Consider the following 16,267-nt stretch of genomic DNA (forward strand, 5'->3'; position numbering starts at 1 on the left):
CTATCGAACGCCTGGTTGAATTGAAAATGTTCTCTCATCCGCATCCAAAAAGGCATGCGCTCCAAGCGGGACTGCAAAATGCGGTTGGCAATGCCCTATTTTGACATCTTTCACGATGGGTACATGCAAATCATCAAAGTAATGTCCAAATACCTCATCTAATGTCTGTGACTCTTTTCTTTTCGGCTCAGCATGCGAGAAATCACCAATTATAATACCCGCTACTCCCTGCAGTTTCCCCGCCAAGCGCAGCTGGTTCAGCATACCGTCTACTCGATACGGTTCCTCATCTATATCTTCAATCATTAAAATTTTGCCGAATGTTTCCAACTCAAAAGGTGTTCCTATACTACTGGCCAGCAAGCTCAGATTGCCGCCTGTGAGTTCGCCTTGGCATTGACCAGGCATAAATGTTTGGATAGGACCGAATGTGTCATCATAGTGAAGTATACTCGGAGCAAATAATTGTTGAAACATTTCCGCAGATTTCACTTGAAACGTGCCTTTACCTACATCAGATGCAAGCATAGGGCCATGGAATGTCATTATATCAGCATATTTTCCGATAGCGGTATGTAAGTATGTAATATCAGAATAGCCCCAAAAAACTTTAGGATTTTGCGCTATCAAGTCAAAATCAATTCGGTCGGCATACCGTGCAGTACCGTAACCGCCACAAGCACAAAAAATACCGGCAATATCAGGTGCCGCAAACATTTGGTGCAAGTCGTTCAAGCGCTCGTCATCTGTCCCCGCCAAATAGCCGTCTACATTCAAGAGTGAATCCCCAAATCTATAATCCAAACCAAGTTCTTGCAGGAACTCTAATGATTTATTCAAGAACTTTTCATTTGGCGGGCTTGCTGGCGCGATAATGCCAATTGTATCGCCCCGCTGCAATCTCTTCACCTGTCTCTTCATTCGCTTTATTTCCCCTTCCTAAAAATGGATGCTCATGATGATGGGTAAAATTAATATCATCTATAAAAAAATCGGGCTTCCTTCAATAGAAAGTCCGATCTTTTTCTGCCTATTCCACCCCTGGCAAAATAGCCAACTCTTTATTGTCCGCATCCAATATTGCATCTACTCCTAAAGGTATGCCGACATTTAGCTCATCATGACCTATTTTAAAACCACTCACAACAGGAATATTCATATGGCCAAAATAACTGTCCAATAACTCATGAAGAGTCGGTGAATCTTCATATTCCCGTTGATTTGTTTCGACAAAGTCGCCAACTACAATACCGGCAACTCTTTCAAACTTCCTCGCTTGTTTCAGCTGATTTAAAAGTGAGTCAATTTGTGCTGGCTCCAGCCCGATATCTTCAATCAACAATATTTTACCATCAGTATTGATTTCAAATTTTGTTGCCAAGCTATTTACAAGCAAGGTCAGATTGCCGCCTGTTAATTCACCTCGCGCACGTCCACCTGAAATGGTCGTAAGTTTCGATATACGTTCATCATAGTAAATCTCAGCTGGCTCAAACAGTTGGTTGAACATGAGCTTTGTACGCTCTGCTACTTGTTCGCGTCCAATGCTAGACAGTGTCGGACCATGGAAAGTAACCAGATCAGCATACATACCAATTGCTGTATGTAAAAATGTAATATCTGAAAAGCCCCAAAAAATCTTAGGGTTCTCTTCCAATAGTAAGTAATCGATTCGATCTGCTATTCTAGCTGCTCCATAACCGCCACTTGTACAGAATATGGCCTTGATTGTTGGATCCTCTATCATCTCTTGCAAATCAGCGGCACGTTCTCGGTCTGTGCCTGCCAAATAATGCTCCCTGCGTTGAATTGTATTACCTAGCACATAGCGTAAGCCTAGTTCTTCGAGGAATTCTAGTGCTTTAGTTAGTCTTTCAATATTCGGTGGACTAGATGGCGCAATAATACCAACTGTATCACCCTTTTGTAAACGTTTTGGACGTATTTTCATCATTGCAGCTCCTAAACAAGTAATTTCTTCTTTACTTTAGCAAACAAACAGGATGATTGGCTACAAAACCACTCGCTTCACAAAATAAAAAAGCAGGACATCGCCTGCTCCTACACGCTCTTTCGCTCCCATTCTCCTGTTTTAGGAATATCCACTATTTCGATGCCAATACCTTGTTCTTTATTATATAAAATCCATTTATCCTTCTCGCGCTCTATCGCTCTATTTTGCCATTCTAGCCAACCGCAATTGGCACAATGACTTTCAACATAGCTGTGTCGTTTCAGGTCTTGATGATGAAAAATCGTTTTTGTTTCGCAATTATAGCAAAAAAGAATTTTAGAATCAGTACTCGCTTGCATAGAATCCCTCCATCGTTTTTCCCTATGCTCGGCAAATAGAGGAAAAATTATACACATAAAACTCACTGTTTTGTGCACATTAAAACGAGGAGGTGACTAGTTATGAGCAAAAACAACAAAGCAACAATCAATACGAGAACTCATAATCCTTTTGATGTCTATCAAAGCACAGACCACAACGTCAGCAACAGCAATAACAATAATCCAAATGACAATATTAATGAAGAGTTCGGTCCTGAGTTTGATTCTAAAGCAAAAAATAAAAACAATAGTATCAACCACAACAAAACTCAACAAACGAATAAAAAGTAATACAAAAGAGCCTGCAATGGGCTCTTTTTAGATTATTACTATCTCCATAGAGAAAATACATTGCACTTATCATACATCTGCGAAATAATTGAGTATGATAGTGCTGAGGAATTACTACATATAGGAGGATGGTGGGCAATTTGCCGTGTAAAAGCTGTATTATAAATGAGTTAGAATATGAATTTAAGCTTGAAGGCACCCGTAATATTGCGATGCGTGAAGAAGTCATCAATCATTTGAAAAGAAGAAAGATAAAACTAAGTGCTTCTGAAAATGCATTGCTAGTAGGTGAAAGTGGTGTGAAAGAGTTAATGGACTTCTTCTATCACCATATGACACCAGAAGAGGTTACCTTTCGAGTAGATCAACAAGCATGGCAAGCTCTTTCTGCTATCGATCAATATTTAAATAGTGATTGGGTCGATAATGTGATAAAAGATGAAAGAGTATCATGCCACTTCCAGCCAATTGTTGATAGAAATGAAGAAACATATGCCTATGAAATTCTTTCGAGATTTCTAGATGAAAATGAACAGATGATTTTTCCAAATGAACTATTTGGTGCAGCAAAAAAAAGAGGCAGGCTTTATGCACTGGACCGCTTATGCAGAATGAACGCAGTTAAAAACTCTGCCGCTATAAATAAGAAAGTATTCATCAACTTTATTCCAACTTCTATTTACTCACCTGAACACTGTTTAGCAACAACTGTGGCCCTTGCAAAAAAACTAGGCATCGAACCACACCAATTTGTATTTGAAGTAGTGGAATCTGAGCAAGTAGAAGACCTAGACCATCTAAAAAGAATACTTACTTATTATAAAGAAAGAGGCTTCGAATATGCACTGGATGATGTAGGTGCAGGCTTTAACACCATCGATTCAGTAGCTGCCCTCAAACCGCATTATATAAAGCTGGATATGAAATATGTACAAGGCGTAGCAGCTGATCCATTAAAACAAAAAACAGCCCTGGCCTTTTTACATAAAGCAATTGAAGTAGGCGCTACTCCTCTTGCAGAAGGTGTAGAAGAACGGGAAGACTTTGAATGGCTAAAACAACAAGGTTACCAGTTATTCCAAGGATATCTATTTGGAAAGCCCTCTCCTGTGCCTCAATAAGAAAAAGCTAGCCTGTTAATAAGGCTAGCTTTTCTTTTAATTATTGTTGGCCATTCTTAACCCATTGTGCAACGTTCACAGTACGTTTGGCCTGATATTTAACTGATGCTTCAACATCTTCTACCATTTTGTCATCTTGTCCGACCGTCACACTTGTTCCATATGGATTGCCGCCTGCTTTAAATAGTACAGGATCACTGTAGCCAGGTGCTGCAATGATAGCTCCCCAATGCATCATCGATGTATAAAGTGATAACAGGGTCGCTTCTTGGCCACCATGTGGGTTTTGTGCGGAGGTCATGGCACTGACAACCTTATTAACAGTTTTACCTGAAGCCCATAAACCGCCTTGTGTGTCTAAAAATTGCTTCAGCTGAGAAGCCATTGTTCCAAAACGTGTCGGCACACTAAAGATAATACCATCCGCCCACTCAATATCCTCAGACTTAGCAACTGGAATATCCTTAATCATTTCGGTTGTTTTCTTCCATTTTTCATTGTTTTCAATTACTGATTGAGGTGCGAGCTCTTCAACCTTCAAAATCCTAACCTCTGCCCCTGCTTCTTCTGCCCCTTCTTTTGCCCATTTGGCAAGCTGATAATTCGTACCACCCATTGTGTAGAAAATCACTGCTAACTTTACTTTAGACATTTCTTCCTCTCCTTTTTTGTGGATAGTATATTTATACCCAAATAAAAGGAGTTTCAATATTTAAAACAAAAAACTATTCCAAATAAGCACCATGGATAGACAGAATACAATCAAATCCGTTTCACATTTATATGTAACTTAATAATCTATCCAAAGAATCTATTTCAGCGTATGGGATTATTTCAGCATCATTTTCTAGCATATAAGGATTAAACCAGATGCCTTTTATATTTGTGCTTTGACAACCACCAATATCCTTTTCGATGTCATCTCCGACAAATAATGCTTCTTCCGGTTGCACACCCAGCTTATTTAATGCTATTTCGAATATCCGCTTGTCTGGTTTACTAAAGCCTGCTTCTTCAGAAATAACTACTATTTCAAAGCAACTATTCAAATTGGTGTTCATTATTTTAGCTTTTTGTCTCACAGTCAAGCCGTTCGTGATAATGGCAACTTTCATATGTCTCTTAATATTATTTACAATATCAATTGTATGTTGGTCTATAGAAAAACAATGCGGAAAATGCTTGTTCCAAAACTCTTGAATGTTGCTGCGTGGCAATCTATATTTTGGTGGGAAATCATCAAAAAATGATTCTAGAACCTTTGTTTTATCGCTATAACCATAATCTCTTTTGTCATAGACCTTAAATTTCTTTAACATCTGCTGTTGTACTGAATGTTCAACATCCTCATAACACTTTTCTAAAACTAAGCAGAACATTTTATCTACTGCTCTATCCCGATTAAGCAACGTATCATCTAAATCAAAGAGCATTGCCTTATAACCGCTCAATTAACCACACTACCTTTCTATAAAATACATACTATAAACTTACCTATGCCCATCTTTCCTTGCCTTTATATAGCCGTAATACGCGCATGTACCATTTTGGGTTAGATCTTTTACCTCAAAACCACATTTTTCATAAAAACTAAAATTGTTTGCAGAAGTATGGGCAAACCAATCACCATGGGGAAGTTTTTGAACACAAAGCTCCACAAGTTTTTTAGCTATACCTTTTCCGCGATACTCTGATAAAACGACTAAATCCATTATGTTAGCTGCCATAATTTGATCTGAAAGGACTCTGACCATACCAATCATTTGATTTTGATCCCAAACAGTAAATGCCCAGGTAGAGTTTTTGAAAATAAGTGAGTATTTCTCTTTTTGCCAAGCTGGAGTATTCCTTGCCCATCCCGCATCTTCAAACAAGACTTCTACACTTTCAGCAGGAATCCCATCTGTTCCCTCTCTTATGACTAACCCATTAAAATATTGATACACGCTACCCCCTCCCATTTAATAGTTATATATACGACTTATTGGTGATAATCTCCTTTATTGTTCTACTTAAGTTATTCCAAAAGAAAAAAGCATTACCCTGTTGTTAGAGTAATGCACCGATAGCTTAATAGGATTCGATAATTTGCTTACTCAGATTTGAGATAATTGAAGATAATTCCGCTAAATCATCAATGATTAAATTCCCTTCGAAACTGTTCCACTGAACATTCTCTTTCCAACTTCCTTTCATATTCAGATCAATAATGGTGTCTATCTATTAATAGATCAATTATTATACTTTTCTAAAATAGATTATTTCTGGGTCGCCTTCTTCTAAATTTTCAATGAATCCACTTTGTTTAAAACCATTAGCTTTAAAAACTTTTTGCATTCTTTTATTTGATTGATTAGTAGAAGAGAATATTTTCTTAGTTGGAGCAATGCTTATAAAGTGCTCAATAAGTGATGTAGCATACCTTTTTCGCCTTTCAGTTGGTTTAACGATGACTAAAGAAATAAAGCTACATTCAAAGAAATGAGTATCATAAATTAAAAAACCAACAATGGAATTATTATCTTTAACTACTATACATCTCCCTTCATCGATAGCTTTTTTAATGGACTGACGTCTACTATCGTTTCCGATTACCTCTATATCGATGTTTACAATCTCATCTAACTTAATGAGGTTAGGTTTACTTATATGCAAAATTTTCTCCTCCACAAGTCAATTTCTATTCAGTTCCTTTTATACAGGTAAAATTCAACATAAAGATCAGATTTCCTTTAACTATTAAACAGATTAGTAATGGTAAATTCGTTTGCCTTACCGTTTTAAATTCTCCTTCATTAAAATCAGGTAGACATACTTTTAAGACAAATAAAAAGACGCTTCTTACAAAATGTAAGAAACGCTTAATCATGGGTTTGCAAACTAAGTTAGGATCTAGTGATCTGAACAAAGAAATTATCTTAAAAGATTACTTAGCTTCGTTGGGCTTTGCAAAGTAAATAACTCTGACATTTTCGCATAATAGGGCCCTGCGAGACGCCCTACCGGCTTAAGGTTGGCCAAATCTACTTTCCCATCCTTGTATAGTGTATCTTCGATGTGTATTTTCACTACACGACCAATAACGAGGTTTGATGATCCTGGACCTTCCCCAAATGTTAGCATGTTCTCTAGCACACATTCCATTTGTATAGGACTTTCTTTAACTCGATACGGTAACACTTTCGAGCTTGGAATAGGTGTTAAACCAGTCTCTTGAAACTCATCTATGTCAGGCGCAAATTCTATGGATGTATCATGCACTTTCGTTACAATATCCTCCGTAACAATATTGATCACAAATTGTCCCGTCTCTTCAATGTTAAGTGTGGTATCTTTCTTCGTACCATCTTCGGGTCGAATCAAGGGGGCAAAGGCTACCATAAATGGCGAAGGACATACACCGCAAAAATTACTGAAAGGCGCAAGATTAGGAATACCTCCCTTTGAAATAGTAGAGACCAAAGCAATCGGTCTAGGCAAGATAGTGCCTGTGTATAATTTGTATCTGTCTTTCCACGTAAGGTTTTCCGGAATAATTTCCACGTTAATTTCATCCTCTCTTGATTATCGCTTATCTAAAAAAGATTGATTAATGATACTTCAGAAGTCATACAATTCCTCCTAAATTATTATGGCTACAGTATACAAATTAGAGTCGACTCGAAGTCAAGAAGGTATTTTAAAAACTATAAATACTTGACTTAGAGTTAGCTCTAAGGTGTATGATAACTTCAATTCAGTATTACATAGGAGGATGCATCACATGCTCACCATTAGCCAAGTGTCAGAAAGAACAGGTTTAACCCCATATACATTGCGTTATTACGAGAAAATCGGAGTTCTTAAGAGTCCAAGTCGCAAAGAAGGAGGAGCCCGGTCCTACTCCGAGAGCGAGGTATCATATATACAGTGTCTGACTAATCTAAAGAAGATAGGTCTATCACTTGAGGAGATCACAGAATTCACTCGAGATGGTTGTGTGATGGAAAAAATAGAATTAGGGGAAGACCCTACAAAATATACTCAGACGTTAAATAAACGAACAGAAATACTTTCGAAATATCTGATGGACCTAGAAGCTAAGCAGCAGGAATTAGAGCACATGATTTCACTTACAAAAGAAAAATTATCCGGTTACTTCGAGCTTTCTAAAGAAAGAAACGAAATACCTATGAAATAGGATCTTGAGTATTACTTGAAAGCATGTCGCCACTACATATTCATAAGAAAAGCCACGAAACGTTGATTTTGCAACATTCGTGGCTTTTAATTTACTCCAGTGATTTTCATTCTTACAGAATTGTAAGTGTACGATGTCCGCACAAATAGTTTGGATTACTCTTGGCCTTCTCAAAGTAAAACATTACCATTTGCTTTGATCAGTAGTTTTTGATTAGTCTGATATCATATAGATTAAAAATACGTTTATTGGATTAACTCTATATCTAGGAAGAACGAATACCTTCAAAAGCATTTAATATTAATTGTCGTACATATGATTCATCTAATCTTTCGCCAGTCACAAGTAATCGATAGAAAATCGGACCGTAAATTAAATCAATACATATATCAATATCGATACTTTTTTTCAATTCACCACGCTGAATTCCTTTTTCCAAGAGACTCTTTGCTTCAAGTCGGCGGGGCTGGAAATATCGAGCACGATAGGCATCTGCTAATCCGGAATCAAACTGGCCTTCACCTAATAATTGCGTAATTATCGTCCCCTCACGACTCGTCAAAAATATAGTTAAATTTGTAGCGTGAGTTAAAATATCATTGTATGCCGAACCAGTATCAGGCACAGGCAATCTTTCAGAGGCAGCATAAAGGAAACCATCCATCACTACTGCAGCCTTGTTTGGCCACCATTTATAAATAGTTGCTTTGCTAACCTGAGCATATTTGGCGATTTTATCAACTGTGAGAGCTTGAAACCCATTTTCCAACAATAAATCATAAGAAGCTGACAGAATTGACTTTTGTGCTTCTAAGTTACGTGGTCTGCCTCTTTTTCCATTCATCATAATTACCAACTTTCTTTGGAATTAATAAACTGTATGTTCAGTATAACAATTTAATATTAAAACAGAAAGTTTGAATTCCCTATTTACAAAACTAAACGTTCAGTATATTATATGGTTAATCATTTTATAAACTGTACGTTCAGTATTATAAAATGAAAACTATAAAATCAAATATGGAGGGAATCTAACCCACGGTATTGTTTATTGTTAAGCAATATATATTCCATAGAAGGAGTTGTACTAAATGATTGATTTAAAGAAACAAACAATTGAAAAGAAGATTCCAACTTGGTTAACTATTCTTATGGCTATCGCATGTGGTATCATTGTAGCTAATTTATATTACGCACAGCCTCTTGTTGGGATAATTAGCTCATCAGTCGGTTTGTCAGCAAACACTTCTGGCTTAATTGTTACGTTAACCCAAATTGGATACGTTGTCGGTTTATTGTTTATCGTGCCTTTAGGAGATATTCTTGAAAACCGAAAGCTGATAGTCTCCTCTTTACTTATCACGGCAGTAGCCCTTGTAATTACAGCAATGACGAAACAAATATTTCTATTCTTATTTGCTTTGTTTGTCATAGGTTTAGGTTCGGTTGCTGCGCAAGTACTTGTTCCTTTTGCATCATATCTATCATCCGATTCGTCACGCGGTCGTGTTGTCGGCAATGTCATGAGCGGTCTGTTACTCGGAATCATGCTATCACGCCCCCTGTCGAGCCTAGTTGCTGATTTTTTTGGCTGGCATGCTATATTTATTTTATCTGCCATAGCTATTATGGTTTTGGCTATTGTACTTTCAAAGGTATTACCTAGAAGAAAGCCTTCAACGGACACTCACTATATAGCCCTCCTCAAATCTATGTGGTATTTGTTACGAACAACACCAATATTACGTCGCCGGGCTGCATATCATGCAGGTGTGTTTGCATCTTTTAGTTTATTTTGGACAACAGTTCCTCAACTGTTAACTAGCCAATCATTTCATTTTTCTCAGAAAGAAGTTGCATTATTTGCCCTTGTCGGAGTTGCTGGTGCAGTAGCCGCGCCTATTACAGGGCGAATTGCAGATTGTGGAGTGACGAAACTTGCAACTGGGATAGCACTTCTTACGGTTGTCATTTCTCTTTTATTACCAATTATTATCCATACTAACTCACCTATTGGTATAGCTATACTAGTAATTTCATCTTTATTGTTAGACGCCGGTGTATCCGCAAATCTTGTACTCAGTCAACGTGCGCTTTTCTCGTTGAGTCCAGAAGTTCGTAATCGTCTGAATGGTCTATTCATGGCAATGTTCTTTTTTGGTGGTGCAATTGGATCGGCAATTGGCGGCTGGGCCTACTCAATGGGTGGATGGAGCACTGCATTATGGATTGGAATAATTCCTTCTATACTTTCCTTATTATATTTTGCTACTGAAAAAAATAATGCTAAGTAGTTTTAATACTAAATAAAATAAGCGAGTTTGGAATTACTAAATTCCAAACTCGCTTTATTCTTAATTACATCAAACTAATTTATATACAATATAATGCACATAAACGCAGTAAACACTGGCATTATGTGTTTTTATTATTTACTTTTATTAACGTTCTCTTTTCGCTGACCAACCTTCATACTTTCCGTTATACTTCTTTGAATATAAAGACATCAATTCAGTTTGATAATCAATCATTGCAAGTGCTTCAGTCTTTATGGCTTTAAGAACAATACAATCAAGTTGATTTTTGTCAATTTCAATTTTAAATCCTGTTTGTTTCATCTCATATACACATTTCTCTACATCTTCTTGTGGTATTTCAAGTTGATGAGTAATTATGCATGTATTGCCTCCATATAAATTAATCTCTGTTTCATTTTCTCTAAATGTATTGGTTATAAGTCTATCTTCCATTTCAGTAGATGATTCAGAGTAATTAAATAACCCTTCCTCAAAAATATGATCAATTTGTATACGATTATAGTCTAAGATCCATTTTCTAAATTTATGATATAAAGGCAATAGATTTTCTTTATTTAAACCATAAACATCACATCCACGGTCATCATACATGTGCAATAATGTATTTTGTGATAAATTCAGCAAATAAACATTTCCCATTATGCTAGGCTTTCTCGCAAAATCCTGATTACTAATTGCTTGAAAAAGATAATTTCTACGGATAGACTCCTTTTTAACCTTTAAACTGTATAGAGTTGTCCTCATTTCAATATCCTCTTCATCAAACTCATAAGGTACTGTTTTGCAACTTAATCCATATATTAACTTTTTGTCTTTAAGGAAACGTTGTATATTAGGCAAATCTTTTCCTTTATATTCAACAGATTCATTAATAGCTGTAATAAACATAATCGTATCATTCGTATCAAAAAGAAAGTCAAAAATAGAAAATATACGATGATAAATTTCTTTAAAATATTCTTTGCCTTCTAGTTCGACAAGCCCCAGTTCAAAACGAAGCCTATATTTTGAGTTATTCTTCAATTGGTTAAATAGCTCCATCTTTAAACTCCCTTAATTATTACTTCACTACTTTAATACCCTGATTATACCAGAACCCGAAGATGTGAAAATTTATCATCAAAAAAATGTAAGGACTGTATTGAAGAAAAGTAAAAATACGTTTCTTACATATGTAAGAAACGTTTATTCATTATTTGGGAAACGTCTACTGAATTTTTTCTAAGATTGTTTTAACAAAATAAGTTTTATCCTCTGCATATTTATGTTTATTACTTTTATGTAATTCCGATAATTTGAGTTTAAGTTGTTCATATTCAATTCTTGCTTCTTCATTGTTACTCAAATAATCTCTGAATTTCAATTGTTCGTATAAATATTTGTTTCCACTTTGATACATATGAATTTGATGAGTTCTTAGTTCACCTTTACTGAAATAGTGTCTATCAGGTAAAATGTTTATTCCTTTATATGAATATCCTATCTTTTCTAAGGAAGAAACGTAATTCTCACCTTCGTTAAAATCAATGATTTCCACTGCAATATCAATAATTGGTTTTGCACTTAGTTTTTTTACAGCAGTACTACCAATATGGTGAATTTCCACAATGGACTCACCTAATTCTTTTTTGATTTTCTCCTTTTCTAATAAAAATTCTCTTTCCCATTCTTGTGTCCATGGAGTTAGAAAAACTTCTCCCTTAGGTAATCCTAACATTTTACCACCCCTTATATATTTTAATCGCTTTTTCTCCATTAGAATATGATAGCATAAATGTATTCAGATTATTTCTTGCTCGTAACATTGGGAATGTCTTGTTGTTCATTTTCAAAAGATTTTTATATGCTACATCACCAGCTTGAAGTTCCTTATAAAAATAATTAAAATCCTTATCATCAGCATTAATACATTTTCTCAAAGGATGATAATCACTCAATACCATTTGCCCTTTTTTAGCAGCGGCATAAAACTTCCATTAATTTAACAATACTTAAAATAATGTGTAATATCCCTCATTCTAGATAAAGCAGATCAAAATACCCTTGATACTTTTTAAGTCTATATCATAAATATCTTTAAATTACTTCCCCTATACAAAAAGGAGCACAAACCATGGACTCGGCTTGTGCTCTTACCTTAAACATAGTTAAGGATTGTTTTATTTTACAATAATTACAGGACATTGCGCTGCATGTGCAACACGATGGCTGACACTTCCTAATAATGCTTCTTTAATAATACCCTTCCCTGTGTTTCCCATGATAATGACATCATAATCATGTTCTGTGGCGTATGCTACAATGACATTGGCCGGATCACCATGAAAAGTGTGCGTTTCATACACGATACCGGATTCAGATAAAAATTGAATCGCTGGTGCCAATACTTCCTGGTCTTCGTCAGCAAACAATTGATCTAAGTCAATATTGAAAATCGGTTCTTGCAATGGCAAATTTTTCGTAACATGCAAAATTGTTATTTTTTCGCTATTCATTATTTTGGCCAATTTAGCTGCATGTTGCAAAGCATGTGCAGAAGGCTCTGATCCGTCGAGTGCAACGACTACTTTCCTATACATAAATACTCATTCCTTTCACTCTTCCATTCCCCTTAGACTTTTCAATCATGCCTTAGTGGGCAATTTTATCAACATGTTTTAAATATTTTCGTCCAAATGCAATAACAAACATCGCAAAGAGGACAAAAATAGCACCTGTTACAAATGGAACATGTGGGCTAAACGATTCAGCTAGCTTATTCGCGAGCCATGGCCCAATAGCGCCCCCAATAAAACGAACAAAGCTGTATGCTGCAGATGCAGTAGCACGTTCTACCGGCGCCACTTGCATAACAGCAGTCGTAATTAATGTATTGTTTGTTCCTAAGAATAGTCCCGCGATGATAACAGCAACTATGACAGTCGTTGAGGAATCCGTCCAAATCCCCATCGCTAATAGAGTTAGCGCAAACAGTGTTAACATCACACACATCGATTTGATTGTTCCAAATTTAGCTTGCAGCTTCGGAGCGACAAATACTGACGTAAAGGCTAAACATAGTCCCCAACCAAGGAATACATACCCTAATCCATGTTCATCCAAATTCATCACAAATGAGGAATAGGCCATTAAGGTGAAAAATCCGATATTATATAAAAATGCGGTTAATCCGAGTAAAAATAGTCCTGGAAATTTTAAAGCTTTAATTGGATCTAACACAGAGCTTTTGACCTTTGGCTTCGGAACCTGTGGCATTTTGAATAACAAAACTAAAAAGGCAATGATCATCAATACACTTACACCAAAAAACGGTCCTCGCCATGAAATAGATCCTAATTCTCCACCAAGCAGTGGACCAACCGAAATTCCAAGTCCAATAGCCGCTTCATATAAAATAATCGCTTTTGCCGTGCCTCCAAATGATAAACCTACAATAGCGGATAAGGCTGTAGCAATAAATAATGAGTTCCCAAATCCCCAACCAGCTCTAAATCCAACAATCTCCCAAATACCATTCGATGCACCTGCCAAAGCTGCAAATATAATCGTAAATAAAATACCGGTTAATAATGTCCATTTAACACCAATTCGACTTGACACAACACCTGTTATTAACATGGCCACACCGGTAATCAGGTTATAACTTGAGAATAATAACGAAACCTGGCTTGGCGTTGCATGAAGCTGATCTGCAATCGCTGGCAAAATAGGATCAACAAGACCTAATCCCATAAATGAAATAATACACGCAAAAAATATTGCCCATACAACAAGAGGTTGCTTAGCTGATTTTCCTTGTGTCTTTAATAATTCTTCATTCATACATCTTTATCTCCTTTTTGAATTAAAAATTAAAATAAAAAATGAAAACGAGAAATGGAATGATGAGTCCCAAAACTTATTTTCACGCAAAAAAACTATTAACATACATTTGGCTTACTTAATAAAGTATAAATATTATTAACGTTTACGTCAACGTTAATTTAGTGGAAATGAATACGTCATGTATGTTATTTTATTAGTAAGAAGTTTGAACGAATTTGATTTCATCCTTGGATGAGAAATTAGGTGAAAAAATGGACGGCTTAAAAATTGATGATGTCGCAAAACAAAGTGGTTTAACAAAGCGCACAATACGCTACTATGAACAAATTGGCATTTTGCCCTCACCTCCAAGAAGTGATGGTGGATTTCGACTATACACCCAGGAACATGTCGATTTTCTTAAGAAAATTACAAATGCAAAAGAAGTCATGGGTTTTACCTTGCAAGAATTACAAGAGTTTATCACGCTTAGTGACACATTAGAGTTTCAAAAAATGGACTATCGGAAAGTAAAAGGTACAGATCAACAACGAGAAAAATTACAAAAAGTGACAGATACAGTTGAAGAACAACTTAAACTTATTGAGCAAAAAAAGAAGAAAATCCTAAATGTCGAAGCCGACTTAGTTTCGCTTCGAGATCGCGCACGAGCAGCGCTGATTCGATTTCAGGAAGAGGAAGAATAAGAAGGACCGGGCGAAAACCATGCCCGGCCTTGTTTGTTTAGAAAATTGATAGATGTATGCCCCTATCAACTAACCGTTAACCGTATTGAACCATTCTTCATAGTCTATTGTTGTAATAGAATCTGTTAGATATTTCAATGTTGTTGTCCTTCTTTCTGGTGTTTCAGTAGAGTTATATACCAAAACTTTTACATGACAATTAAATAGGACAAAAAAAATGAAATTACTAATAGCAGAATAATATTATTACTTTTTTCTAAATCTAGAAACAAAGGACATAAAAGATTATTATATTCTCCTAGTTTTTTTAAAAAAGTGCCCAATTTTATGTTATAGATGCTGTTATTTGCAATAGCACTATTACATAAGTTGATTCAAAAGAAAAAGCGACATAGCCGATCTTATAATCGGGTTGTCACTTTTCTAATATCTCGCAGACATTCATTCCGGAATGTTTTTTCAACTGTGTATGGTTATGTTGCTTATATTTAAACTTCTTCTTGGTACAACTCACGTTTAATAGGTGTCAATTGAAGTACTTTTTGAAATGCTTTTAAATCTTCTACAGCGGCGAAAAATTCATCTAAACTTTCATAATCCATTGACCATTCTGTAGCTTTTAAACGTTTTACTTCTTTAGTATATTCAAATAAAAATTCACAATGTAATTGTTCCATTCCTCCATACTCATCATCTTCATACTTTGTAAATTGGCGGACAAAATTAAAGTGTAGCATTTTCTCTCCTGTAAATTTAAAAACACCACATTCAAATAAGATTTCTTTTTCTTCTTCTCCCTGAATATCTTCTCTACAAAACACTTTAAACTTCTCCCATATCGTAGCTACCTTATCATTTTCAAAATCCAGTGTCGTTTCAAAATAAGCTTTTGCATTTTTAATTGTAATCATATTATAGTTCTCTCTTTCAGCCGTGATAACTTATTATATATCACAATATAAATTAAAAACCTCCCCAAATCCGTAATTTGGATACTGGCGGTCGGGGGCAACCCCTTTAACGTAGTTCTACCCTTTTCTGCTATAAAATCCATAAGCAATGGTTCCAAATAATAAGCCTATTCCAGCCCCCAATGTAATTGAAAAACCTTGGGAGATTGATTCGAAAAAAATTCCTAAAATTATACCGATGGTACCACCAAAAATCATTCCTAATGGTATTAAACTATTGATTAAATCTTTGTTTTTCACACCTATAGTTTCTCCCCTATTTTTGTAACTTTGTTTATTGAACAAAGTTTAAACAAATTTCTACTTGTATTTTACCATAAAGGTGTTTTAATCCTTCTTGCTCTATACTGGCCCCGTTTGTTCAATTACCTTCTATCTTATTATATTAGTCAGTTAATCATAATGGCGGTTGTATCCATGTAAAATAAGGGGTCGGGAATTCAATATTCGATAAGGTAATAAAAGAGACGTTACCCGTTTTAGATAGCGTCCATTTTTATATTAGATTACATTTTCTTGAATCATTTTTTCGGTAACGTTA

General features: G+C 35.7%; 21 protein-coding genes. 5 read left to right on the forward strand and 16 right to left on the reverse strand.

Translation table 11 applies throughout. The features are described from left to right. The 3 genes from M2M59_RS12560 to M2M59_RS12570 form a co-directional block, all read right to left on the reverse strand. Entirely contained in the window at positions 1-921 is a 921-nt protein-coding gene (locus M2M59_RS12560; protein WP_249774741.1) for a S66 peptidase family protein, read from the reverse strand. Between the two features lie 109 nt (positions 922-1,030). After that, complete coding sequence (locus M2M59_RS12565) at positions 1,031-1,951, reverse strand: S66 peptidase family protein (protein ID WP_249774742.1); 921 nt, start codon at positions 1,949-1,951, stop codon at positions 1,031-1,033. A 110-nt stretch (positions 1,952-2,061) separates the two neighbouring features. After that, positions 2,062-2,313, reverse strand: a complete 252-nt coding sequence (locus M2M59_RS12570) for a hypothetical protein (protein WP_249774743.1) — start codon at positions 2,311-2,313, stop codon at positions 2,062-2,064. 102 nt (positions 2,314-2,415) lie between these two features. Between M2M59_RS12570 and M2M59_RS12575 the strand changes: the two genes are divergently transcribed. Both M2M59_RS12575 and M2M59_RS12580 read left to right on the forward strand, forming a co-directional pair. After that, a complete protein-coding gene (locus tag M2M59_RS12575; RefSeq protein ID WP_066789666.1) occupies positions 2,416-2,625 on the forward strand; it encodes a hypothetical protein in 210 nt (69 codons plus the stop codon). A 140-nt stretch (positions 2,626-2,765) separates the two neighbouring features. Continuing rightward, positions 2,766-3,746 (forward strand): EAL domain-containing protein, encoded by a 981-nt coding sequence (locus M2M59_RS12580; protein WP_249774744.1) that lies wholly within the window; start codon positions 2,766-2,768, stop codon positions 3,744-3,746. A 40-nt stretch (positions 3,747-3,786) separates the two neighbouring features. On the opposite strand, the gene wrbA is transcribed toward M2M59_RS12580, so the two are convergent. From wrbA to M2M59_RS12605, 5 genes are all read right to left on the reverse strand, one after another. Beyond that, positions 3,787-4,398, reverse strand: a complete 612-nt coding sequence (wrbA, locus tag M2M59_RS12585; protein ID WP_249774745.1) for an NAD(P)H:quinone oxidoreductase — start codon at positions 4,396-4,398, stop codon at positions 3,787-3,789. Between the two features lie 127 nt (positions 4,399-4,525). Further along, positions 4,526-5,179: an HAD family hydrolase gene (locus M2M59_RS12590; RefSeq protein ID WP_249776014.1), complete on the reverse strand. Its 654-nt coding sequence runs from the start codon at positions 5,177-5,179 to the stop codon at positions 4,526-4,528. 57 nt (positions 5,180-5,236) lie between these two features. After that, a complete protein-coding gene (locus M2M59_RS12595) occupies positions 5,237-5,692 on the reverse strand; it encodes a GNAT family N-acetyltransferase (protein ID WP_249774746.1) in 456 nt (151 codons plus the stop codon). Positions 5,693-5,984: 292 nt separating this feature from the next. Then, a complete protein-coding gene (locus tag M2M59_RS12600; protein WP_371923786.1) occupies positions 5,985-6,401 on the reverse strand; it encodes a GNAT family N-acetyltransferase in 417 nt (138 codons plus the stop codon). 258 nt (positions 6,402-6,659) lie between these two features. Then, the gene (locus tag M2M59_RS12605; protein ID WP_249774747.1) at positions 6,660-7,289 is read right to left on the reverse strand and encodes a flavin reductase family protein; all 630 of its coding nucleotides are present in this window, start codon (positions 7,287-7,289) and stop codon (positions 6,660-6,662) included. Between the two features lie 220 nt (positions 7,290-7,509). Here M2M59_RS12605 and M2M59_RS12610 point away from each other — a divergent pair, with 220 nt between their 5' ends. Next, on the forward strand, positions 7,510-7,926 hold the full coding sequence (locus M2M59_RS12610; RefSeq protein WP_249774748.1) for a MerR family transcriptional regulator: 417 nt from the start codon (positions 7,510-7,512) through the stop codon (positions 7,924-7,926). Positions 7,927-8,191: 265 nt separating this feature from the next. On the opposite strand, the gene M2M59_RS12615 is transcribed toward M2M59_RS12610, so the two are convergent. After that, positions 8,192-8,770, reverse strand: a complete 579-nt coding sequence (locus M2M59_RS12615) for a TetR/AcrR family transcriptional regulator (protein ID WP_249776016.1) — start codon at positions 8,768-8,770, stop codon at positions 8,192-8,194. A 247-nt stretch (positions 8,771-9,017) separates the two neighbouring features. Between M2M59_RS12615 and M2M59_RS12620 the strand changes: the two genes are divergently transcribed. Next, on the forward strand, positions 9,018-10,220 hold the full coding sequence (locus M2M59_RS12620) for an MFS transporter (protein ID WP_249774749.1): 1,203 nt from the start codon (positions 9,018-9,020) through the stop codon (positions 10,218-10,220). Between the two features lie 147 nt (positions 10,221-10,367). Here the strand turns inward: M2M59_RS12620 and M2M59_RS12625 are convergent, their stop codons facing one another. From M2M59_RS12625 to M2M59_RS12645, 5 genes are all read right to left on the reverse strand, one after another. Beyond that, complete coding sequence (locus M2M59_RS12625; protein WP_249774750.1) at positions 10,368-11,285, reverse strand: DUF3885 domain-containing protein; 918 nt, start codon at positions 11,283-11,285, stop codon at positions 10,368-10,370. Positions 11,286-11,451: 166 nt separating this feature from the next. After that, positions 11,452-11,961: a GrpB family protein gene (locus tag M2M59_RS12630; RefSeq protein WP_249774751.1), complete on the reverse strand. Its 510-nt coding sequence runs from the start codon at positions 11,959-11,961 to the stop codon at positions 11,452-11,454. A 1-nt stretch (position 11,962) separates the two neighbouring features. Then, entirely contained in the window at positions 11,963-12,181 is a 219-nt protein-coding gene (locus tag M2M59_RS12635; RefSeq protein WP_249774752.1) for a hypothetical protein, read from the reverse strand. A 222-nt stretch (positions 12,182-12,403) separates the two neighbouring features. Next, complete coding sequence (locus M2M59_RS12640) at positions 12,404-12,823, reverse strand: universal stress protein (protein ID WP_249774753.1); 420 nt, start codon at positions 12,821-12,823, stop codon at positions 12,404-12,406. Between the two features lie 52 nt (positions 12,824-12,875). After that, positions 12,876-14,066, reverse strand: coding sequence for an MFS transporter (locus tag M2M59_RS12645; protein WP_249774754.1), 1,191 nt, complete (start codon positions 14,064-14,066; stop codon positions 12,876-12,878). A gap of 254 nt (positions 14,067-14,320) precedes the next feature. Between M2M59_RS12645 and M2M59_RS12650 the strand changes: the two genes are divergently transcribed. Beyond that, positions 14,321-14,755 carry a MerR family transcriptional regulator gene (locus M2M59_RS12650; protein WP_249776017.1) on the forward strand — a complete coding sequence of 145 codons (435 nt, stop codon included), beginning with the start codon at positions 14,321-14,323 and terminating at the stop codon, positions 14,753-14,755. Positions 14,756-15,243: 488 nt separating this feature from the next. Here M2M59_RS12650 and M2M59_RS12655 read toward each other — a convergent pair whose 3' ends face one another. Next, complete coding sequence (locus tag M2M59_RS12655; protein WP_249774755.1) at positions 15,244-15,666, reverse strand: hypothetical protein; 423 nt, start codon at positions 15,664-15,666, stop codon at positions 15,244-15,246. Positions 15,667-15,783: 117 nt separating this feature from the next. Next, positions 15,784-15,966: a hypothetical protein gene (locus M2M59_RS12660; RefSeq protein WP_249774756.1), complete on the reverse strand. Its 183-nt coding sequence runs from the start codon at positions 15,964-15,966 to the stop codon at positions 15,784-15,786. Positions 15,967-16,267 lie beyond the last annotated feature (301 nt).

This window comes from Rummeliibacillus sp. G93 (assembly GCF_023515935.1).
Classification (GTDB): Bacteria; Bacillota; Bacilli; order Bacillales_A; family Planococcaceae; genus Rummeliibacillus; species Rummeliibacillus stabekisii.

Excerpts from the sequence above, each read along its gene's own strand:
- M2M59_RS12650 (WP_249776017.1), top strand. The coding sequence starts at position 14,321 with ATGGACGGCTTAAAAATTGATGATGTCGCAAAACAAAGTGGTTTAACA.
- M2M59_RS12630 (WP_249774751.1), bottom strand. The coding sequence starts at position 11,961 with ATGTTAGGATTACCTAAGGGAGAAGTTTTTCTAACTCCATGGACACAA.
- wrbA (WP_249774745.1), bottom strand. The coding sequence starts at position 4,398 with ATGTCTAAAGTAAAGTTAGCAGTGATTTTCTACACAATGGGTGGTACG.
- M2M59_RS12640 (WP_249774753.1), bottom strand. The coding sequence starts at position 12,823 with ATGTATAGGAAAGTAGTCGTTGCACTCGACGGATCAGAGCCTTCTGCA.
- M2M59_RS12655 (WP_249774755.1), bottom strand. The coding sequence starts at position 15,666 with ATGATTACAATTAAAAATGCAAAAGCTTATTTTGAAACGACACTGGAT.
- M2M59_RS12590 (WP_249776014.1), bottom strand. The coding sequence starts at position 5,179 with ATGCTCTTTGATTTAGATGATACGTTGCTTAATCGGGATAGAGCAGTA.
- M2M59_RS12625 (WP_249774750.1), bottom strand. The coding sequence starts at position 11,285 with ATGGAGCTATTTAACCAATTGAAGAATAACTCAAAATATAGGCTTCGT.
- M2M59_RS12560 (WP_249774741.1), bottom strand. The coding sequence starts at position 921 with ATGAAGAGACAGGTGAAGAGATTGCAGCGGGGCGATACAATTGGCATT.
- M2M59_RS12570 (WP_249774743.1), bottom strand. The coding sequence starts at position 2,313 with ATGCAAGCGAGTACTGATTCTAAAATTCTTTTTTGCTATAATTGCGAA.
- M2M59_RS12620 (WP_249774749.1), top strand. The coding sequence starts at position 9,018 with ATGATTGATTTAAAGAAACAAACAATTGAAAAGAAGATTCCAACTTGG.
- M2M59_RS12575 (WP_066789666.1), top strand. The coding sequence starts at position 2,416 with ATGAGCAAAAACAACAAAGCAACAATCAATACGAGAACTCATAATCCT.
- M2M59_RS12645 (WP_249774754.1), bottom strand. The coding sequence starts at position 14,066 with ATGAATGAAGAATTATTAAAGACACAAGGAAAATCAGCTAAGCAACCT.
- M2M59_RS12565 (WP_249774742.1), bottom strand. The coding sequence starts at position 1,951 with ATGAAAATACGTCCAAAACGTTTACAAAAGGGTGATACAGTTGGTATT.
- M2M59_RS12610 (WP_249774748.1), top strand. The coding sequence starts at position 7,510 with ATGCTCACCATTAGCCAAGTGTCAGAAAGAACAGGTTTAACCCCATAT.
- M2M59_RS12615 (WP_249776016.1), bottom strand. The coding sequence starts at position 8,770 with ATGAATGGAAAAAGAGGCAGACCACGTAACTTAGAAGCACAAAAGTCA.